Source organism: Peribacillus sp. B65 (assembly GCF_058513295.1).
Genome location: NZ_CP195840.1, coordinates 1,927,489 through 1,949,803 on the forward strand (window position 1 = coordinate 1,927,489; position 22,315 = coordinate 1,949,803).

The 22,315-nt window shown below is 40.6% G+C and carries 19 protein-coding genes; 18 read left to right on the plus strand and 1 reads right to left on the minus strand.

Translation table 11 applies throughout. The features are described 5' to 3' along the window. Positions 1-78 precede the first annotated feature (78 nt). From ACSR9O_RS09520 to fni, 12 genes are all read left to right on the plus strand, one after another. A complete protein-coding gene (locus tag ACSR9O_RS09520; protein ID WP_048681753.1) occupies positions 79-1,356 on the plus strand; it encodes a Glu/Leu/Phe/Val family dehydrogenase in 1,278 nt (425 codons plus the stop codon). 152 nt (positions 1,357-1,508) lie between these two features. Next, positions 1,509-2,477 (plus strand): YpdA family putative bacillithiol disulfide reductase, encoded by a 969-nt coding sequence (locus ACSR9O_RS09525; protein ID WP_101222439.1) that lies wholly within the window; start codon positions 1,509-1,511, stop codon positions 2,475-2,477. 26 nt (positions 2,478-2,503) lie between these two features. Then, the gene (locus tag ACSR9O_RS09530; protein ID WP_101222438.1) at positions 2,504-3,469 is read left to right on the plus strand and encodes an asparaginase; all 966 of its coding nucleotides are present in this window, start codon (positions 2,504-2,506) and stop codon (positions 3,467-3,469) included. Between the two features lie 97 nt (positions 3,470-3,566). Next, complete coding sequence (prsW, locus tag ACSR9O_RS09535; RefSeq protein ID WP_101222437.1) at positions 3,567-4,253, plus strand: glutamic-type intramembrane protease PrsW; 687 nt, start codon at positions 3,567-3,569, stop codon at positions 4,251-4,253. Between the two features lie 125 nt (positions 4,254-4,378). Then, a complete protein-coding gene (sleB, locus tag ACSR9O_RS09540) occupies positions 4,379-5,215 on the plus strand; it encodes a spore cortex-lytic enzyme (RefSeq protein ID WP_101222436.1) in 837 nt (278 codons plus the stop codon). Between the two features lie 14 nt (positions 5,216-5,229). After that, positions 5,230-6,585 carry a germination protein YpeB gene (ypeB, locus tag ACSR9O_RS09545; RefSeq protein WP_230176959.1) on the plus strand — a complete coding sequence of 452 codons (1,356 nt, stop codon included), beginning with the start codon at positions 5,230-5,232 and terminating at the stop codon, positions 6,583-6,585. Between the two features lie 161 nt (positions 6,586-6,746). Continuing rightward, a complete protein-coding gene (locus ACSR9O_RS09550; protein ID WP_491724316.1) occupies positions 6,747-7,406 on the plus strand; it encodes a flagellar brake protein in 660 nt (219 codons plus the stop codon). A 66-nt stretch (positions 7,407-7,472) separates the two neighbouring features. After that, positions 7,473-7,670 (plus strand): YpfB family protein, encoded by a 198-nt coding sequence (locus ACSR9O_RS09555; protein ID WP_101222433.1) that lies wholly within the window; start codon positions 7,473-7,475, stop codon positions 7,668-7,670. Positions 7,671-8,021: 351 nt separating this feature from the next. After that, positions 8,022-8,696 (plus strand): (d)CMP kinase, encoded by a 675-nt coding sequence (cmk, locus tag ACSR9O_RS09560; protein WP_230176957.1) that lies wholly within the window; start codon positions 8,022-8,024, stop codon positions 8,694-8,696. Next, positions 8,693-9,280: a lysophospholipid acyltransferase family protein gene (locus ACSR9O_RS09565; RefSeq protein ID WP_202190568.1), complete on the plus strand. Its 588-nt coding sequence runs from the start codon at positions 8,693-8,695 to the stop codon at positions 9,278-9,280. Before cmk ends, ACSR9O_RS09565 begins: the two co-directional genes overlap by 4 nt. A gap of 214 nt (positions 9,281-9,494) precedes the next feature. Then, positions 9,495-10,634, plus strand: coding sequence for a 30S ribosomal protein S1 (gene rpsA, locus ACSR9O_RS09570; protein ID WP_101222432.1), 1,140 nt, complete (start codon positions 9,495-9,497; stop codon positions 10,632-10,634). A gap of 19 nt (positions 10,635-10,653) precedes the next feature. After that, entirely contained in the window at positions 10,654-11,700 is a 1,047-nt protein-coding gene (fni, locus tag ACSR9O_RS09575) for a type 2 isopentenyl-diphosphate Delta-isomerase (RefSeq protein WP_101223450.1), read from the plus strand. Positions 11,701-11,765: 65 nt separating this feature from the next. Here fni and ACSR9O_RS09580 read toward each other — a convergent pair whose 3' ends face one another. Beyond that, entirely contained in the window at positions 11,766-11,897 is a 132-nt protein-coding gene (locus ACSR9O_RS09580; protein ID WP_101222431.1) for a YpzI family protein, read from the minus strand. Positions 11,898-12,008: 111 nt separating this feature from the next. Here ACSR9O_RS09580 and ACSR9O_RS09585 point away from each other — a divergent pair, with 111 nt between their 5' ends. From ACSR9O_RS09585 to ACSR9O_RS09610, 6 genes are all read left to right on the plus strand, one after another. After that, positions 12,009-12,629, plus strand: a complete 621-nt coding sequence (locus ACSR9O_RS09585; protein ID WP_101222430.1) for a YphA family membrane protein — start codon at positions 12,009-12,011, stop codon at positions 12,627-12,629. 459 nt (positions 12,630-13,088) lie between these two features. Then, a complete protein-coding gene (der, locus tag ACSR9O_RS09590) occupies positions 13,089-14,399 on the plus strand; it encodes a ribosome biogenesis GTPase Der (protein WP_101222429.1) in 1,311 nt (436 codons plus the stop codon). Between the two features lie 16 nt (positions 14,400-14,415). Then, positions 14,416-15,468 carry an NAD(P)H-dependent glycerol-3-phosphate dehydrogenase gene (locus ACSR9O_RS09595; protein ID WP_101222428.1) on the plus strand — a complete coding sequence of 351 codons (1,053 nt, stop codon included), beginning with the start codon at positions 14,416-14,418 and terminating at the stop codon, positions 15,466-15,468. 379 nt (positions 15,469-15,847) lie between these two features. Beyond that, entirely contained in the window at positions 15,848-17,182 is a 1,335-nt protein-coding gene (locus ACSR9O_RS09600) for an APC family permease (RefSeq protein ID WP_101222427.1), read from the plus strand. 701 nt (positions 17,183-17,883) lie between these two features. Continuing rightward, entirely contained in the window at positions 17,884-19,989 is a 2,106-nt protein-coding gene (locus ACSR9O_RS09605) for a sigma 54-interacting transcriptional regulator (RefSeq protein WP_230176956.1), read from the plus strand. A 303-nt stretch (positions 19,990-20,292) separates the two neighbouring features. Beyond that, positions 20,293-21,666: a putrescine aminotransferase gene (locus tag ACSR9O_RS09610; RefSeq protein WP_402938174.1), complete on the plus strand. Its 1,374-nt coding sequence runs from the start codon at positions 20,293-20,295 to the stop codon at positions 21,664-21,666. Positions 21,667-22,315: the final 649 nt, after the last annotated feature.

The window sequence follows — 22,315 nt, forward strand, 5'->3', positions numbered from 1 at the left end:
TGTATACTAGCACATGAAGAGGACTATTTGTACATTATAGATTTTATATATGGATGAGATTTTCTAGGAGGTACTTTAATGGAATCGGCAAAAGGCAATAGCCATGTAAATGAAGAAGAAAAACACGACGTACTGAGGTCTACCCAAACTGTAATACATAAAGCTTTGGATAAGCTGGGTTACCCGGAAGAAGTTTTTGAGCTGTTGAAGGAACCATTGCGCTTATTAACGGTGAAGATACCAGTCCGCATGGATGATGGCTCGGTTAAGATTTTCACGGGTTACCGTGCACAGCATAACGATGCTGTTGGGCCTACAAAAGGTGGTATCCGTTTTCACCCTAATGTAACGGAACGTGAAGTGAAGGCATTATCCATTTGGATGAGTTTGAAATGCGGCATCGTTGATTTGCCATACGGCGGGGGTAAAGGCGGTATCGTATGTGATCCTCGTAATATGTCATTCCGTGAGCTTGAAAGGCTGAGCCGGGGCTATGTTCGCGCAATTAGCCAAATCGTTGGGCCGACTAAAGATATCCCGGCACCTGATGTTTTCACAAACTCTCAAATCATGGCTTGGATGATGGATGAATACAGCCGTATGGATGAATTCAACTCGCCAGGATTCATTACGGGTAAACCGCTAGTGCTTGGTGGTTCCCATGGCCGTGAATCAGCGACTGCCAAGGGTGTAACGATTTGTATCAATGAAGCTGCCAAGAAACGCGGCATCGATATTAAAGGGGCACGGGTCGTCATTCAAGGTTTTGGTAACGCAGGTAGTTTCTTAGCTAAATTCATGCACGACGCTGGTGCTAAAGTTATTGGGATTTCGGATGCATATGGCGCTCTTCATGATCCTGAAGGCTTGGATATCGATTATCTTCTCGATCGGAGAGATAGTTTCGGAACCGTAACGAAATTGTTTAAAAGCACAATTTCTAATAAAGAACTGCTTGAATTGGAATGTGATATTCTAGTTCCGGCTGCAATTGAAAACCAAATCACTGAAGAAAATGCTGCAGATATCAAAGCATCGATCGTTGTCGAGGCAGCTAACGGACCAACAACAATTGAAGCGACACAAATCCTAACGGATCGCGGAATCCTTCTTGTTCCTGATGTCCTTGCTTCTGCTGGTGGTGTTACGGTTTCTTACTTCGAATGGGTACAAAATAACCAAGGGTATTACTGGTCTGAAGAAGAAGTGGACGAAAAGCTGGAAAAAATCCTTGTGAAATCCTTTAATAATATATATGAACTTGCACAATCAAGACGTGTAGATATGCGCCTAGCTGCTTATATGATTGGCGTAAGAAAAATGGCTGAAGCTTCTCGCTTCCGCGGTTGGATCTAAAAACTTCAAATCATGTATTAATTTATAGTTAAAATCATGTTCATTGCTTTATCATTGAAATGATTTGTAAAAACTCCTATCATGTATTGATAGGAGTTTTTTATAGTTAGACGAACGAATTACATAGTGCATGGAAAGGCAGTGGAATAAAGATGAATGTTGAAGAAGTCATTATCATAGGTGGGGGCCCTTGTGGATTGGCTGCTGCAATCGCTCTTAAAGAAGTGGGAATACAGTCCCTGATTATTGAAAAAGGCAATGTGGTTGATTCCATTTACCGTTATCCGACACATCAAACATTTTTCAGTTCGAGTGAAAAACTGGAGATTGGTGATATCGCTTTTATAATCGAAAACCGTAAACCGGTCCGCAATCAAGCGCTAGCCTATTATAGGGAGGTAGTCAGAAGGAAAGAATTGCGGGTCAATAAATTCGAAAAAGTGGAGAAAGTGGAAAAGCGTGAAGATGGGAAATTTTTAGTCAAGACATCGAAGAGTGACTATACTGCTCTGCATGTCATCGTATCGACCGGATACTATGATCATCCGAACTATATGTGCATACCGGGTGAACAGCTTCCAAAAGTGTTTCATTACTTCAAGGAGGGCCACCCCTACTTTAATTGTGATGTTGCCGTCATCGGTGGCAAAAACTCAAGCGTGGATGCAGCTCTGGAATTGGTCAAATCAGGAGCAAGGGTTTCAGTCCTTTATAGAGGATCGGATTACTCTCGAAGTGTCAAACCTTGGATCCTTCCCGAATTCGAATCATTGGTACGCAATGGAACGATCAAGATGGAGTTTAATGCGAATGTTGACAGGATAACGGAAGACAGCGTCATCTATCATGTCGGCGATGAGGAAAAAGTCATTAAAAATGATTTTGTATTTGCTATGACTGGATACCATCCTGATCATTCATTTTTAGCTTCAATGGGCATTACTATTGATAAGGAGACTGGAAGGCCCGCATATAACGAGGAAACGATGGAGACGAACGTTAAAGGTCTTTATATTGCAGGAGTTCTGGCAGCCGGAAATAATGCGAACGAAATCTTCATCGAGAACGGCAGGTTCCATGGTGGATTGATTGCTTATCATTTGGCTGTTAAAGAAAAGTGATTATATAAATAAGGAGCTGGGACCGTATGGAAAAAATATCATTAATAACGACTGGTGGGACTATTGCCAGCAAAGCAACAGCGAATGGTATGTTGGCCTCTGGTGCATTGACTGGCCATGAATTGGCAGCACTTTGCGAATTGCCCAACGATATCGAGGTTAAAGTGGTTGATCTTTTCCAGATTTCAAGCATGTCCATGTCCTTCGAGAAAATGCAGCAGCTTAAATCAGCCATTCAAAAGGAATTGGAGGATCCTGATGTTACGGGAATCGTCGTGACCCACGGTACGGATACACTTGAGGAAACGGCTTATTTCCTTGATGTCACGACTAAGGATCAACGTCCAATCGTAATAACCGGCTCACAACGTTCTCCTCAAGACGTGGGCACCGATGTATACTCCAATCTAAGGAATTCGATATTATGCGCTGCGAGTGATCTTATAAGGGATGTCGGAGTAGTAGTCGTTTTTAATGAGCGGATCTATTCAGCCAAGTATGTCAAAAAAGTTCATGCTTCCAATTTGCAGGGGTTCGTATCTTTTGGCTATGGATATTTGGGGATAATTGATAATGATGTCGTCAGCATCTATCAAAAACCATTACATAGGGAGTGTTATGATATTGGGGATTGCATTCCCAGGGTGGATATCATCAAGTGCCATACAGGCGCTGATGGCCTCTTTATTGATGCTGCGGTTGCAAACGGTGCGAAAGGCATCGTGCTCGAGGGTGTAGGAAGGGGACAGGTTACCCCTGTAATGGTAACTTCCATACAGGCTGCAATCGATAAAGGCATAACGATCATCATGACTACAAGTGCAGAAGAAGGAAAAGTTTACCCAGCTTATGATTATGAAGGCAGCGCATTTGATCTAAAACAACGCGGTGTGATATTAGGCGCAGACTATGACAGCAAGAAGGCCCGGATCAAGTTAGCTGTCATGCTGGCAAGCGAAAACACTATAGATGAGACCTTCTTTAAATACTGAAGGATAAAATAAAATTTGGAAGACTTGATTCTTGGATTCAGTTTTTCTTCATTCCATGGTACGATTAAGGAAACGAAGATGAAAAGAGGGTCAGCTAATGCTGGTCATGTTGTCAGCGGCCATTGCGCCTGGATTGGCGCTACTGAGCTATTTTTATTTGAAAGATCAATATGAAACCGAACCGATATCGGTTGTGGTCAAAACATTTTTATTCGGTGTCTTTCTTGTATTGCCGATTATGTTCATACAGTATGTGCTCGAAACCGAACATATCTTGAATACCGATTTAGCAAATGCTTTTTTATGGGCTGCACTGCTTGAGGAATTCTTCAAGTGGTTCATACTCATTTATGTCATTTATCAGCATGTAGCATTCGATGAGCCGTATGATGGGATTGTTTACGGAGCTGCAGTCTCCCTTGGATTCGCTACAATGGAGAATATTTTGTACCTGTTGGCCAACGGGGTGGAACATGCTTTTCTCAGGGCCATTCTCCCTGTATCCAGTCACGCTTTGTTCGGTGTGATCATGGGATATTATTTGGGCAAGGCGAAATTTTCAGCATCGAATAATAAGGTCTATTTATCATTGGCATTGATCATACCAATTTCGTTACATGGGGTTTACGATTATATTTTAGTTTCCCAAAAATTTTGGGTTTACTTTATCATGCCATTCATGATTTATCTATGGTGGCTAGGCATGAAAAAAGTAAAGAAAGCACGTTTGTTGTCTGACTTTCATGCTGAAAAACTTTCTCAAAATCAATTCCTTAGCAAATGAAGAATACTATCAAAACGGAGTGCTGGCATATTTTGCCCGCTCCGTTTTTTTTATGTTTGGAATAAAAAAGCCAGTAAAGAAGAAAATAGAATTACATTAATTCAAGAAAAAGAGGAGTGTTTTTGATGAAAGGAATTTCGTCAAATTGGAAATGGCTTTTGCTGTTTTCGTGTATTACTATTTGTTTCGGAATTTACCCGGAAACAAGAACAAACGCCTTTTCGAGCCAAATCATTCAAAAAGGTGCGGTTGGAGACGATGTAATTGAACTGCAGGCACGCCTACAAAACATCGGTTACTATAATGGAAAGATTGATGGAGCCTATGGATGGGGCACTTATTGGGCACTTCGGAATTTTCAACAAGATTTCGGGCTTCCAATAGATGGTTTGGCAGGGACTACAACAAAACAGAAGTTGACGAATGCCTCTAATTTCAATAAAGAATTTGTTCACGAACAGATCAATAAAGGGAACGAGTTCACCTATTATGGGGGAGTCCCCATTGAAAATCAGGTAAAAGCGAAAGGAAATGGCACTACGTCTGGAGGGGCCGCTTCCGGAAAAGCTCCTTCCAAAACAACTACAGCCAATCTTCCAGGAGGATATTCTCAAAACGATATACAGTTGATGGCCAATGCAGTTTATGGAGAAGCACGAGGGGAGCCATATACAGGTCAGGTTGCCGTTGCGGCAGTAATACTGAATCGAGTGGAAAGTGCTGCATTTCCTAATACCATTTCGGGAGTGATTTTTGAACCTGGGGCGTTTACGGCTGTTGCGGATGGACAGATTTGGCTGACACCGAACGAAAGGGCGAAAGAAGCCGTGGTGGATGCTATCAATGGATGGGATCCAAGCGGTAATGCAGAATATTATTTTAACCCCGACACGGCAACAAGCAAATGGATCTGGTCAAGGGAACAAATTAAAAGAATCGGAAAACATATCTTTTGTAAGTAAAGAGGTGAAGGAAAATGATCAGGAATATAGTGATTGCCCTGCTTGTTGTAGTTGTTGCGGGAACTGCATTCTGGGGCTATCAAGAACATAAGGAAAAAAATGCTGTATTAATCAACGCGGAAAATACGTATCAGCGAGCCTTTCATGATTTAAGCTATCAAGTGGATTTATTGCATGATAAGGTCGGCGGTACTTTGGCCATGAATTCACGTTATTCATTAAGTCCGGCTTTAACGGATGTTTGGCGTATCACTTCCGAAGCCCAAAGTGATGTCGGGCAGTTGCCATTGACCTTGCTTCCTTTTAATAAGACAGAAGAATTTTTATCGAAAATTGCAGACTTCAGTTATAAAACAGCGGTACGTGACCTTGAAAAAGAACCATTGAATGATAAGGAATATGCGACTCTACAATCCTTGTACACACAGGCAGGGGACATCCAGGGCGAATTAAGAAAAGTGCAATATCTAGTCCTGAAAAACAATTTAAGATGGATGGATGTCGAAATGGCTCTTGCATCAGGGAAAGAAAATTCGGATAACACGATCATCGACGGATTAAAGACGGTGGAGAAAAAAGTATCTGGGTACGGCGAAACGAATGAGATGAATCCGACTTTTACATCTGCACAACAGAGGGATGAAAACTTTAAAAATTTGCAAGGTGAAACCATAACAAAAAAAGAAGCCATTGCGACAGCTAAAAACTATGCACACTCAAAAAGCAGAAATTTGCAGGTGAATGTGGAGGAAAACGGAAAAGGTTCCGATTTTGGATTTTATAGTGTGAGCATCCTCGATAAAGATTCCGATACCGAATTGAATATGGATTTGACAAAAAAAGGCGGTTACCCTATTTGGTATATCAATAATAGGGACGTGAACAAAACAAATATTGATTTGAATCAAGCCTATACAAAAGCCGAAGAATTTTTAAAGGAACATGATTTCAGTTCACTTGAATTATTTGAAAGTGCTCAGTACGATAATATCGCGTTATTGAATTTCGTGACATCAGAAAATGGCGTCAAGATTTATCCGGATTCAGTCAAGGTCAAAGTCGCATTGGATGATGGATCAATTATTGGATTTTCAGCCGACGAGTATTTAAAATCACATAAAACCAGGGAATTAGCGAATCCGAACATATCCGAGAAAGAAGCTAAGGACAAAATCAACAGTAATGTAAAAATAATGGAAGAAGGAAAGGCGTTAATCACCAATGATATTGGTGAAGAAGTCCTATGTTATGAATTTCTCGGTACGATTAAAGATGATACCTACCGTATTTTCATTAATGCAGATACCGGTCAAGAAGAAAAGGTGGAAAAATTAAAGAATTCCGAACCGATATACGAGAATTTAATTTAATGTTAATTGTTAACATGAATCATTAGTTGTAGGGAAAAGTGCTTAGTCACTTTCCCTTTTTCTTATTTCATGGCATAATAACGTAAAAGATCATTGGATAATATGGGGAATCAATAGGTAATATTACGTAGTTTCCTTTCTATCAAAGGACGTGGATAACAATGTTTAAAATTGGTGATATATTAATGCTCGAACCGAAATACTCATCACAGAAGGAAAAGTTCAATTGTATGGTTGTCGAAATGGGACAGGGCTGTGTCTATACCGACTTTCCCATCAATTTAGAGACTGGTAAAACTGCATTCCTTATGGATGGGACACTATTGAACGTCACATTTTCCAATGAAGAGCAGGCTGTTTATATATTTGATTCTGAAGTGCTTGGAAAAGTGAAAGGCAGGATACCCATGATGCAAATTTTGCTGCCCGAAGCAGAAACGTTTGTGAAAATCCAACGGAGGCAATACGTGCGCCTGGATGTAACCCTGGATACAGCCATTCATCCAGAACATTCCGAGTTTCCCCCTTTTCGCGCATTAACAGAGGATATAAGTGCAGGCGGGGCTTCGATAAGGCTTTTAAAAGGCACTGATATACCATCGGTTTCCCACTTATACCTGTGGATGGCGCTCACGCTTAAATTAGGTGAGATTCATTATTTAAGGTTAAAAAGCAAAATCATTCGCGTAACGGAGAAAGAGCATGGAAATATGCTGCTGCACGTCAAATTTCTTGAACCTACAAAAAATGATGTACAGACATTAATGAGGTTTATATTTGAAAAGCAGGTCGAATTAAAGAAAAAAGGCTTGCACGTTTAACATGATTGAATGAAAAACAGCGATTCCATCCATACTGCTAATATAAACAGATGGAGGGTGCGGCTTATGAAAACATTTGAAAGACTATTAATTAAAGTGATCATCATTCAATTGGCCTGCTTATTTTTTTTCCAGTTCCTTTTGAGCAGGGAGGATCAAATCATTGATTTGACCAAGCTCTCGAGATATGAAGGTGTCACCAGCAATAATTATACGAAAATCATTGAAACATTCAATGGGACCGATAGTAAAAGCGGTGATTAATTTCATCTTGTCGACAAAATGAGGTTAGGAATCTCCTCCGAACCGTGATTTAGAAGTGATATTTATTTTCCTTTTTATATGGAAAAAACCCCTACCTAGATTGAACAATTTAATGAAAATACTGCAGGCAAACTCGTTTTTCTATGAATTGTCTACAGTCTGAAGCGGTGATCCGCTTTTTTGTATGAAGATTTTCAAAAAAGGATAACTATTGATGGCTGTAGTGATAAAAAAAGAACTAAGGTGATTTTGAACCTACACATCCCTTTTATTAATGATTTTCCCGCTAGTTGTGATAAAATGAAAGGGTACTAAATAATCAGCATGATTGTAGGATGCTTGGGAGGATTTATGGAAAAAAAATTATCAGTCGCAATCGATGGACCAGCTGCTGCTGGAAAAAGCACGGTTGCTAAAATTGTTGCAGAAAAGTTTAATTACATATATGTGGATACAGGTGCAATGTATAGGGCCCTTACCTATAAGGCCCTTAATCAAAAGATTCTTCTTGATGATGAACCAGCGTTATCAGAAGTTCTCATCAATACGGAAATCGAATTAAGACCAAGTGAAAATGGACAGTTGGTGTTCTTGGATAATGAGGACGTGACAGCCCAAATCAGGAATAATGAAGTGACTGGTTCCGTATCGGAAGTGGCAAAGCACCGAAGCATCCGGGAAGAATTGGTTCGCAGGCAGCAAATCTTTGGTGAAAATGGCGGTGTCGTCATGGATGGCAGGGATATTGGTACGCATGTTTTACCCAACGCCGAAGTTAAGGTATTTCTTATCGCATCTGTGGACGAAAGGGCACAGCGGAGGCATCAGGAAAATTTATTGAAAGGTTTTCCTTCAGATATTGAAAAGTTAAGGGAGGAAATTGCAACAAGGGACAAGCTGGACTCGGAACGCGAGGTATCGCCACTGAAAAAGGCTGCGGATGCTATCGAAATCGACACGACTTCATTATCGATTCAGGAAGTTGCAGAAAGTATCATGTCTTTAATAGAAGAGAGGAAAAGATGACATTGGATTTTTACACATTTGCCAAGAACATCGTAAAAGGCGTTTTAACGCCTTCGTTTAGGGTTAAAGCGCTCGGAAAGGAACATATCCCTAAAGAGGGCGGAGTATTGATCTGTGCCAATCACATTGATAATTTTGATCCGCCCGTAGTTGGAATGACATCTCCTAGGGATATTCATTTCATGGCGAAAGAAGAGTTGTTTCAAGCACCTGTTTTAAAGGGTATATTACCCAGAGTAAATGCATTTCCCGTGAAGCGGGGCAATAGCGATCGGGAATCCCTGAGAAAAGGTTTAAAGCTTTTGAAGGAGGGCAAGGCGATCGGACTGTTTCCCGAGGGAACCAGAAGCAAGACTGGTGAATTGGGAGAAGGGTTGGCGGGTGCTGGATTTTTCGCTTTGCGGTCTGATGCCGTTATCATACCATGTGCAATCATCGGCCCATATAAATTTTTGCGTCCGTTGAAGGTCGTTTACGGTCCTCCAATAAATTTTACTGAATATCGCGAACAGAAAATATCAGCCGATGAAGCTACCAAAATCATCATGGACCAAATCGGGAAATTGATTTCCGAGCATAAATAGTCCTTCATACTTGACAATTTTCTGATTTTGTTAGAATTTATAAAATAAGGGTATTGTTCCTTATTGCCGATAAAAAGGAATATAACTTTATTACTCTAAAAAAACTGTTTTTATCTTTATTAGGAAAGTGTTTTTATTGAACCACTTTAAATAAAAAATGTGGCCGATGAAGAGGAATTTTGCTGATCAGTCATGGGTTAAGGAGGAGTTAGTAATGACAGAAGATATGAACCAGGTAGAAGTGAACAATTACAAAGTTGGGGATCAAGTTAAAGCAACCGTTTCAAAGGTAGAAGAAAAACAGGTCATTGTCGATGTGGAAAACAGCAAGACTGATGGAATCATACCAATCAGTGAGCTTTCAAGCCTTCATGTCGAAAAGGCATCAGATGCCGTTTCGGAAGGTGATGCATTGGAGCTGGAAGTCATTAAGGTCGAAGAAGAAGCTCTCATTCTATCAAAACGTAAAATTGACGCTCTTAAAGCATGGGATGACCTGGAATTGAAATTTGAAAATGGAGACGTATTTGAGGCTGAAGTTAAAGATGTCGTCAAAGGCGGGCTTGTTGTAGATCTAGGCGTACGTGGTTTTGTTCCGGCTTCTCTAGTAGAAGACTATTTCGTTGAAGATTTTTCTGATTACAAAAACAAAACTTTAACATTCAAGATCGTTGAACTTGAGAAAGACAAGAATCGCTTAATCCTCTCGCATCGGGCAGTCGTCCAAGAACAAAAGGAAAAGCAAAAAGCAAACGTTTTGGATAAGATTGAAAGCGGGCAAGTGCTTGAGGGCGTGGTCCAAAGGATTACCGATTTTGGTGCATTCGTGGATATTGGGGGCGTAGACGGTCTTGTCCACATTTCCCAGCTTTCCCATCAGCATGTCGACAAGGCATCCGATGTCGTTTCCGAAGGGGATAAAGTGCAAGTTAAAGTACTATCCATCGACCGTGATAACGAAAGGATCTCACTTTCCATTAAAGATACCCTTCCGGGACCTTGGGCAGGCATTGCAGAAAAAGCGGCCAAAGGCTCTACACTGGAAGGGATCGTCAAACGCCTTGTTTCTTTCGGAGCATTCGTGGAGATTTTCCCAGGGGTGGAAGGGCTTGTTCATATTTCCCAGATTTCCCACAAGCATATTGCCACGCCGCAAGAAGTGCTTAAAGAAGGTCAGTCTGTCGAAGTGAAGGTACTGGAAGTCAATGAAACGGATCAACGTCTATCATTGAGCATTAAGGAACTTGAAGAACCTCAAGCTAATTACAATACATCGGATTATGAGATCCCTGAGGAATCGAAGGGCTTTCAGCTAGGTGAAATGATCGGCGATCAATTGAAAAAACTAAAATAAGATAATAATGGTGATGTCCTTGGAGAGAAAACAACGAAAATTAGATCATATAGAATTTGCGCTAAAGACAGGGCAGCAGCATAAAACAGGATTAGAAGATATTTCGTTTATTCACCAAAGCTTACCAGGTATTTCCTTGAATAATGTGAACCTCACAGCAGAAGTTGGCGGACTTGAATTAAGTTCGCCAATTTTCATAAATGCCATGACCGGGGGCGGGGGCCCTGAAACCGAAAAATTGAATGGTGACCTAGCCATTGCTGCTCGGGAAACAGGAATCGCCATGGCGGTCGGATCTCAAATGGCAGCTATCAAGGATTCTAGCCAGCAGGCTTCTTTTAAAGTTGTAAGGCAGGAAAATCCTAATGGTGTGTTGATTGGTAATCTCGGTGGAGAAGCAACAGTCGAACAGGCTAAGCGGGCCAGCGATATGATCGGGGCAGATGCCCTTCAGATTCATATCAATGTAATTCAAGAATTGACGATGCCTGAAGGGGACAGGGATTTTGCCGGTACCCTTTCGAGAATTGAAAAAATCAATAGAACGATCGGAATCCCTGTCATCGTAAAAGAGGTTGGATTTGGGATGAGTATGGAAACGGTGCAGCAATTACATTCTATTGGTATTTCGATCATTGATGTAGGCGGGTTTGGCGGAACGAATTTTGCTAAAATCGAGAATGAGAGACGCGCAAAAATACTCGGATATTTCAATGAATGGGGCATACCGACAGCCGCTTCGATCGTCGAAGCAGTTAATGTTTCACCACAGCTATCAGTCATTGGATCAGGCGGAATTCAAAGTCCTCTGGAAATTACAAAAAGCCTGGCATTAGGAGCGAAGGGTGTCGGCTTGGCCGGGCATTTCCTCAAGCTCTATAAAGAGCTGGGCTTGGAACAACTGATTAAAGAAATAAATTACATACATGAAGATTTAAAGATCATCATGACTGCGCTCGGGTGCGGTAATATCTCAGACCTAAGGAAATCGAAATTAGTCATCAAGGGCAATACCTATCATTGGTTATCTCAAAGAGGCATTGATTGTTCGGCATATGCTAAATGAATGACCAGAAAAAGAAGCATCTCAATTGAACGGATTGAGATGCTTCTTTTTGTTCAGGGATAGACTTAACTATTCCTTTTTCGAGCCTCTTCAGGGCTTTCCATTCTAGTTGCTCCTTTATGCTCCAGTGATTGGTCCCTGTCGGACTCCACCCGTTTACTTTCTTTCAATTTCTTCTCTTGCCGATCTTTTCCCATGTTTACACCTCCTTTTCTAATTATAGGACAAAGGTTTCCTCATTAAATGCCGTGCTATACGTTTATACTTTGAATAAACAAGCCATAATGTTCCTAAAAGGGGGGCGCTGCATGGATGGAATAATATTTTATTGGATTTCATGGATAGTTTGGGTCATTGTCATGTTTTTTATTCCGAAAACGGTTCCCTTTCGTTTTGATTTTCTATTTCATCTATTAGCCGTTATGGTATTAGCTGGCTATAAACTGGATGCTCCCTTGGTTTCCGTGCATTTGAGCGGGCCGTATCTTTTCTTTATACTGTGTGTGTATATTAGGAAGGAATCAATCATCAAGATGATGGAACTGATCAGCGGAAGTCTTATTATCACTCTCGCTTATGCCAGTTTTCAACTTTTTTCTTTGCTTGATCCGATATGGCTCATCATGAAACCGATTTATCTTTTGTGTATTTTCCTGAATTATCTTATCCTATTACTTTTTAAAAATTGGAAACATCGATTGTTCGTCCTTTTAATTGGGATGATGATGGGAGATATCATATATTCTGGATTGCTTGCTTACCACTCTTTACCTTATGTGGCCCTTGCTTACGCATGGCATGATAATGCAGTGCTGGTTTTGGGCGCAAACATATTGTGGAGAATATTGGAACTGGCTGGCCAATACATTTATTCAATTTCTCAATCGAGATTTTTATCAAAACAAGGAAAAGAGAATTTTAATCAATGAAGAGTATGGTGAAAAATTTATCAAAATGGTGCAAACTGGAATTAGAAGGCTTTTATTCATACAATCATTGTTGATTGGCGAGAAATTTGTTACTATAGGATAGTTAGAGGTCTGTAGATAATCGTAAAATGCTCTAAACAATAAAAAAGGAAGCCGTATGCCGAAGCTTTCTTCATTTTTTTGGGCTGTTTATAATCAAGTTTGAGCAAGCAGAGGGTCAGCTTCACGTCACCTCAGGAATTGGGGCGTCAAGTGGACAAACTGCCCGTGAATACTTGCATTTAAATGAACATCAGTTGCGAATTTTTTACTGATGAAAGATTCCTTTAAATGATGATGGATACAGCTCTTTCCTTTAAAAGGAAATAATGAAAATCAATAATGCAAAGCAACCGTATAAATGCATTCATGAATTTCGTGACTTTGACAGAGATATAGTAGCAGAAAGGGTGAAGAGCAATGCCAAAACCGGTAATTGCGATAGTCGGTCGTCCGAACGTGGGAAAATCGACAATCTTTAATAGAATAGTTGGAGAACGGGTTTCGATTGTCGAAGACGTTCCTGGAGTGACCCGGGACAGGATTTATAGTTCTGGTGAATGGTTGACACATGATTTTAACATTATCGATACAGGTGGAATTGATATCGGTGACGAGCCGTTCCTGGAACAAATTCGCCAGCAGGCTGAAATAGCCATCGACGAAGCTGATGTGATAATTTTTATGACGAATGGTCGTGAAGGGGTAACGGCTGCTGATGAAGAAGTCGCTAAGATTCTCTATAAATCGAGAAAGCCAGTTGTCCTTGCAGTAAACAAAGTAGATAATCCAGAAATGAAGGATCAAATTTATGATTTCTATGCGTTAGGTTTTGGCGATCCATTCCCAATCTCCGGGTCTCATGGACTTGGTCTTGGTGACCTTCTGGATGAAGCGGCTAAACATTTCCCTAAATTCGACGGCCAGGATTATGCTGATGATGTCATTAAATTCAGTTTGATTGGAAGACCGAACGTAGGTAAATCTTCTCTGGTCAATGCATTGTTAGGTGAAGAACGTGTCATTGTCAGTGATATTGAAGGTACGACTCGTGACGCGATTGACTCTCCGTATAAATACAATGGCAAAGAATATGTCATTATTGATACAGCAGGGATGCGGAAAAAAGGTAAAGTGTATGAAAGCACGGAAAAATATAGCGTACTTCGTGCATTAAGGGCAATTGAACGTTCAGACGTTGTTCTTGTAGTCCTGAACGCTGAAGAAGGAATTCGTGAGCAGGATAAAAAAATTGCCGGATATGCCCATGAAGCGGGTAGGGCGGTCATCATCGTCGTCAATAAGTGGGATGCCATCGAGAAAGATGAAAAAACGATGAAGGATTTTGAAGAGAAGATCCGTGCCCATTTCCTATTCTTGGATTATGCGCCAATCATTTATCTTTCTGCCTTAACGAAAAAACGGACACATACCTTGATACCGGTCATTGATCAGGCTAGTGAGAATCATGCTATCCGGGTTCAGACAAATGTATTGAATGAAGTGGTCATGGATGCCGTGGCGATGAATCCGACACCGACACATAATGGCAACCGTTTGAAAATTTATTATACGACTCAGGTAGCGATCAAGCCGCCAACTTTCGTTGTATTCGTTAACGATCCGGAGTTATTGCATTTCTCATATGAGAGATTTTTAGAAAATCGAATTAGGGATGCCTTTGGTTTTGAAGGAACACCAATACGAATTTTTGGACGTCAGAGAAAATAGTAAAGGTGGTTATACCATGGTGAAAGATAAAGAAAGTATCGCAGTGATCGGAGCAGGGAGCTGGGGAACTGCTTTAGCGCTCGTGATCGCTGATAACCAGCATGAAGTGAGATTGTGGGGACATAATCAGAATCAAATCAATGAAATAAATCAAAAACATACGAATGAAAAATACTTGCCTGGGATTGAATTGCCTTTGGGGATTAAAGGTTATTCTTCGATTAAGGAAGCATTGGTCGGGATTGAAATAATAATTTTGGCTGTGCCGACCAAAGCCTACCGGGAAGTGCTTGGTCAGATTGAAGAGGCTCATGATAAGCCATTGACAATCGTTCATGTAAGTAAGGGGATTGAACCTGATTCCCTGCTTCGTATATCGGAAATGATTGAAGAAGTCTCTTCGGCGGATTGGCTTAAAGATATAGTGGTTCTTTCAGGACCGAGTCATGCTGAAGAAGTCAGTCTACGTCACCCGACAACAGTTGCCGTTTCTTCCAAGAATATGAAGGCTGCCGAAAGGGTTCAGGACATCTTCATCAATAATAATTTCCGTGTATATACAAATCCGGACTTGATTGGTGTTGAAATCGGAGGGGCATTAAAGAACATCATAGCATTGGCTGCCGGAATTACGGATGGTTTAGGCTATGGGGATAATGCCAAGGCTGCATTAATGACACGAGGATTGGCTGAAATATCCCGTCTAGGGGTGGCCATGGGGGCTAACGCGCTTACGTTTTCAGGTTTAGCTGGGATTGGCGACTTGATCGTCACTTGTACAAGCGTACACTCCCGTAATTGGAGAGCTGGGAATATGCTTGGAAAAGGGCAAAAGCTTGAAGAAGTTTTGGAAAACATGGGTATGGTCGTTGAAGGTGTCAGAACCACTAAAGCCGCCTATCAACTAGCTCAAAAGTACGAAGTGAACATGCCGATCACTGAAGCCCTGTACGATGTTTTATTCAATGGGGAAGAAGTGAAAAAGGCAGTTGACCTCTTGATGAATCGTTCAAAAACGAATGAAATGGAAGAACTTTATAACATTTTGGATAGCAGACAGCACGATTGAAATCCGAATCTGTTGATTTTCATAAAAGAATTTCATTAAATTAGGCATTTGATGATGCGCCTTGCCGTGTATCAGCATACAATGCAACGAAAGTAAACTAGTAATTTGACCTCGGCACGGGGGATTTAGTCAAATGAGCAGAAGATATCTAATATCTTCTGCTTTTTTTTATGGGCAAAAAATCATCTGTTCTATTATGAATAATTGAATAGGTTATTCAAGTTTGCATAAAACATTCTACATATTTCCTTGTTTTTTGTTATAAATCGACTATTTTTTTTGGTATGAAAATTGCGAGGTGTAATATGACCAAAGAATTATAAGGGAGGCCAGAAAAGTTGGTTAACTTTTCTCGCTAAAAAAGGAAGGGGAATGATACATGCAAACAGGTAATCTTAAAAGGTCTTTAAACTTGTGGCATATCGTATTGCTTGGTGTTGGATATATGACACCGATGGTTGTTTTTGATACATTTGGGATAGTTTCCGAAAAAACGGGGGGGCATGTGCCAACCGCTTATGTCATTGCTCTTTTAGCGATGTTGTTTACTGCCGCAAGTTATGGGAAAATGGTAAAAATTTATCCGCAGGCAGGTTCATCCTATACTTACACACAAAAAACGATCAATCCACATTTAGGCTTCCTTGTCGGGTGGTCTTCGTTACTTGATTATTTATTTTTACCGATGGTGAATGGCATATTAACAAAAATATACTTAACCGCTCTTTTTCCGGAGGTGTACCCGTGGATATGGGTGGTGGCATTTGTCCTTTTAATGACAGGCATTAACTTATTCAATGTTAATTTTGCAGCCAACTTTAATAGCTTCCTTGTATTTTTTCAAATGTTGGTGATCCTTATATTTGTGGCGCTTGTCGTAAAAGGGGTCATGGGTGGAGAAGGGACTGGAGAGGTCTTATCGGTTCAGCCATTCTTCGGGCATCATATGGAGATGTCGACGCTCATAACTGGTGCTACAATCCTGTGTTTTTCTTTCTTGGGGTTTGACGCTGTCACAACTTTATCGGAAGAAACACCGAATCCATCTAAAACGGTTCCCCGGGCCATCTTTTTGACCGCCCTTATCGGAGGGGTTTTATTTGTGACGGCATCATTCTTTACACAGTTATTTTTCCCGGATGTTTCCCGTTTTAGCGATCCAGAAGCAGCTTCTCCGGAAATAGCCCTTTTTGTGGGCGGGAAGTTATTTCAAGCCTTCTTTCTTGCAGGAACTTTATGCGGTACACTTGCCTCTGGGCTTGCATCCCATGCTAGTGTTTCTAGGTTGCTATATGTCATGGGACGTGACCAAATGATCTCGAAAAAACTATTTGGGTTTGTCCACCCAAAATACAACACGCCATTTTTTAATGTCATATTTGTCGGGTCCATATCATTGGTTGCCTTATTCCTTGATTTGGTTACCGCCACTTCCCTCATAAACTTCGGGGCATTAATTGCTTTTACTTTCGTGAATATTTGTGTAATCGTCCATTCAATAAGAAACAAAAGCTTCAGAACGATTAAAGGATTTCTTTCAACAATTCTGTCCCCGGTTTTAGGTGCTGCATCGGTCTTCATCCTTTGGCTTAATCTCGAGACGAGTTCATTGATCCTAGGAATTGTATGGGCGGTAATTGGGATTGGTTATCTTCTGTATCGAACAAAATGGTTTACGGAATCCCCTCCGTTATTCCGTTTTGAAGAGGCATAGTGAATTTACTCACTTCATGAACGAAGGAGGTTTAATATCGCTGATTAGAAGATGAAAAGGTCTTTCTATTCGTTTTTTTGTACATGGAATTAGCAACAGTGATTTAGCGCAAATTGGATTGCTGCATAGATGTCATATGGAATGGTTCCGGAGGCCTGCCTGCTCGCTTTAATGGTGATGCTTCTCACAGCGTATATTATGGACAGAAGGAAAAGGTCATTCCTGCGGCAGGTTCGGTATAAGCGTATGCGCAAAGTTCCATCAATACATATGCCGGTTTTCTTAGATGGATTATTTATTCATTTCAAAGGGCAATTACTTGTTCAGCATTTTTCTTTTCAGCAGCTTTACCTTCTGTACCGGCTTTTGCAGAGGTACTGAATTTACTGATTATTGTGACTGTTATCAATATGATATAGGTGAAGCCGGCTGAGTTCTGTACTAAGGCTGCTTTTTCATTATCATATTCATCGCTTTATCTATCCTGATCAGGAATAATAAGAAAAGGTGAATGATCCTTTATAAAATAAGTCTAGAGTGCATAGCAGGTTTTTAGGTCAAAAGGGTCCGTTAAAGGACCCTTTTGTTGTGGAATGGATAAAGGTAAATGCTGGATATGAGTAATCGTACATGTTATTTCTTATCTAGCAATTCAGAATTGTGATAAAATATAGGTTAGGTTACAAAAGGAGAGTGAAACTGTGTTATCTATTCCGGATGATAAAATAAGACCATTCATAACTATTACAATTGATCAGCCTACATTATCAGACCAAAAAATTCATGAGATACAGGAACCTTTCTTCTTTCTTATGAAGGAAAATCATGTGTTTGCGTATATCCGCATGGATGACCTCCCGTTAAATGAAAAAATAACGACAGTCGATCAGCTTTTACAGTATGCTTTTTCGATTGATAATGTCTGTAAATTAACCCCTAACATATCCTTGCCGCTTCTGTTTCAAATTATCGGAGAACCTATCGTGCTGATAAAAACGGATGATGGCCTGCTTACCGGTTATGTAAAAAGGGAAGATGTGTTAGCAGAATTATTCAAGCAGGACAGCAAACAGAATTTAGACCTGCTAAATGTTATTTTAACCTCCATACCTATGGGGATTTTTGTAGCTGATAAAGAAAAAAATATCGTGAACTTCAATGAATCAGGCTTGAAGATGATAAAAAAGCCTTCTGAACAAGTCCTAAATGAACCTGCTGCGGACATCTTCAATAAGCAGCATATACATAGCGTGTTTGCCAGTGGGAGCAGTATTCTGAATCAGTTGGAGATTACTGATGTCATGAGTGTGCTTGTCGACTATAGCCCGATTCTGAACCATGAAAAAGAAGTTGAAGGCCTGATCATCATCGTTCAGGATTTACCGATGGTTGAGGAAATGGCCATGGAAATAGAATTGATAAAAAGCTCGAATAAAGACTTGAATGCCATTTTAGCGAATATCTATGATGAAATACTTGTAGTCAATCAAAAAGGAGAGCTGCTGCGTTATAGTGACAGCATCATCTCAGGATTCTGGGGTAAGGATTTAAAAGATTATATTGGGAAGAATCTTTTGCAATTAGAAGATGAAGGGATTTTTAATCCTTCGGTCACCCGGTTAGTCCTTGAACAAAAAAAGAAAGTATCGATTGTCCAAGATACGAAAATGAATAAGAAAGTCCTTTCCGTCGGCACCCCTGTGTTCAATGAAAAAGGGGATATAGATCGAATAGTCATTGCATCAAGGGATATAACGGAAACGACACAATTGAAATCTGAATTAAATGAAATGAGGAAAGAACTGGATTCATTCAAAAAACAGGATCAATTTTATAAAGAGTTGGTTTTTGCAAGTCCTAAAATGGAGCAGATAATCAGCCAAGTCAAGAAAATCGCTCATTTCTCATCAACCGTATTGATCAACGGGGAGTCGGGAGTAGGTAAAGAAGTGATAGCCGAAGCCATTCATAAAATGGGCAGGCGGTCCAAGCAGCCTTTCCTAAAGATAAATTGCGGGGCGATTCCGGAAAACCTCCTCGAAAGTGAATTGTTTGGTTATACGAAGGGTTCCTTTACAGGAGCAGATAAAAATGGGAAGGTAGGATACTTTCAGCAGGCCAATAAAGGTGTTTTATTCCTTGATGAAGTGGGTGACATGCCCATACACCTGCAAGTCAAGCTACTGCGGGTCCTCCAGGAACAGGAAGTGATTCCGATTGGCAGCACTACACCCATTTCCATTGATGTTCAAATTGTTGCGGCCACGAATAAGAGTCTGGAAAAAATGGTCGAGATGGGGACGTTCAGAGAAGATTTATTCTATAGATTAAACGTCATACCCATACATGTGCCCCCTTTAAGGGAAAGGCCGGAGGATATACCGCCACTAGCCTTTCATTTCCTGCAAAAACTGAATGAAAGGTATCAGCGGAATTACCACTTTTCCCCTGATGCATTAAATATCCTGGAAGTCTATACATGGCCGGGGAACATCCGTGAATTGCAGAACATGATTGAAAGGTTGGTTGTTTCTGCAGATGAAGAGACGATCGATGCTGATTTCATTCAAAGGTTCATACCTGTGGGCAGTGACTTTAAACAATCGAAACCCATCATTACGAGAATCCTTCCGCTGCAGGAAGCACAGGATCATGTCGAAGAGCAATTGATCATGCTTGCCATGAAACAGTATAAAACTACGACCAAAGCGGCAAAAGCGCTCGGTATAAGTCAATCGTCAGTGAGCAGGAAGTATCAAAAAGTGTTAGCTGAACAGAGTAAGAAAATCGAAAAAAATGCATATTGAATAAAAGCCGTTGCCGAGTGATGAAAAATCGCTTGTCAACGGCTTTTATTTTTATAGTAGCATTTGGGCAGTCTTTTTTATGATTTACAAGGATGGTTATGCGAATTGAAATATCGTTATGCAAATTTGCATAATTATAACGTAATTTAACAAAAAGAATGCTGTTTTGTTGGTAAATTAACTTGGCATGGTTCTTGCTTGATAAGTAAGTATAAGAAAAAAGGGAGGTAAGCATCAAAGTTTATAAAAGAAGCAATCTCAATTAACCATCCACTAAAGTTATAAAAAAAAGGAGCTTATAAAATGTCAATTAACGTAGAAAGTAAAAACACTCAAGCTAACCAATCAGCAACCCAAGATTATATTAAAAAAGTGCTTCAATTAATCGAACAAAAAGAAATTTCAAAAGAAGACGCGCAGTGGGTAACAAGAGAAACGGTCGAGAATTTCCGTAACCATGTAAACCCTGGATTTTTGGAATATCGGAAGACGGTCACTAAAGACACGCAATTCGCTTCCGTGGAGTGGTCTGATCAAGATTCCTGTTTTACCGATGTAAATGGAAAAAAATATATTGATTGTTTAGGTGGCTTTGGTATTTATAATGTTGGCCATCGTAACCCTAAAGTAGTAAAGGCCGTAACCGATCAATTGCAAAGACAAGCCCTTCATAGCCAGGACTTACTTGATCCATTACGTGCAATGCTTGCCAAGATCCTTGCCGACATCACACCGGGAGATCTAAAATACTCGTTCTTTACGAACAGCGGTACCGAGAGCGTGGAGGCTGCACTTAAGCTGGCTAAAATGTACAGTGACCGATTCACGATCATTTCCACGACAAAATCATTTCATGGGAAAAGCCTTGGTTCCCTATCGGCAACGGCAAAGGGCATGTTCAGAAAACCTTTCATCCCGTTGGTACCAGGTGTGCGTCATGTACCATTCGGTGATCTGGATATGATGAGAAAAACGTTTGAAAGTTGTGCATTGGTCGGTGAAGATGTTGCTGCTGTGCTGTTGGAGCCTATTCAAGGTGAAGGAGGGGTCATTCTTCCTCCGCAAGATTATTTAAAGCAGGTTCGGGCATTATGTGACGAATATGATGCGTTATTGATCTTGGATGAAGTGCAAACAGGGATGGGACGGACAGGTAAAATGTTCGCTTCTGAGCTATATGATGTTGTTCCGGACATTATTTGTTTAGCGAAAGCATTTGGCGGCGGAGTAATGCCTGCAGGGGCTGTCGTAGCCAATGAGAAAGTGTTTAAAAGCTGGTTCGACAATCCATTCATGCACACAACTACATTTGGAGGAAATCCACTCGCTTGTGCTGCGGCCATTGCTACGATCGACGTACTTTTGGAAGAAAACTTACCGCAGCGTGCTGCAGAAGTTGGTGAATACTTCCTAAATGGGTTAAGGGAAGTTGCTGCTGAGCACAAAGATAAGGTTTTGGAAATCCGCGGCCAAGGATTGATGATTGGTATTGAGTTCCATAAAGATGAAGTGGGTTATGAATTCTCAAAAGCCCTCTTTGATAAAGGCATCTTGGTGGCAGGTACGCTTATCAATTCCAAAACAATCAGGATTGAGCCGTCATTGACTATTAAGTTGGATGAAGTCGATACAGTCATTAAAGCGTTTAAAGAGGTCTTGCCGACGCTTCAATCTTAATTTAAAAAAGCAGAAAAACAGCCTTTGGGCTGATTCGGATTTTAGATAAAAAGGTTTCGGAATGGTCTTATTCCGAAACCTTTTTGTTATTTTTTGCTTTGTAGCAATTTTAGGAATAGTGAACTCCAAGGTCATTTATTTAGACCATTTCTACCCTTCGTCAAGTCCAGTCGGCCATCTTCTTTACATTAATGGCAGCCTAACTAACCAAATGGTTTGCTGCACCAGGTGGTCTAAAGTAAACATTTCAAGCTGATCAAAGGTACCCTCATCACCTCAAGTTTTCATCCTTCTAATTAAGGAGTAACGGAATGTACGAGACTCCTGCGGGGAAAGCGGTCCAAGAGAGACCCCGCAGGCGCTAATAGCACCGGGGAGGCTCCAAAGACCGGCTGCGGAAAGCGAATGCCCTGCGTTCCAATCAACGGTAAATTTTAAACGCCTTAAAAAATTGTCGGCAAACTCAGTTATTATCGAGTTTGTTTATAAACTGAAACAGCCTTTGGGCTTTTTTTGTTGCTTGGAGGGAGGAGGTATGGAAATCACTTTTACTACACTTAGTTCCCGTTTTATATTTTTTTTCATGAAAATGCGTCATGAAAACGGGAATTACCCAGATTGGAAAAGGATTTAATTCCTTTAACGTAAT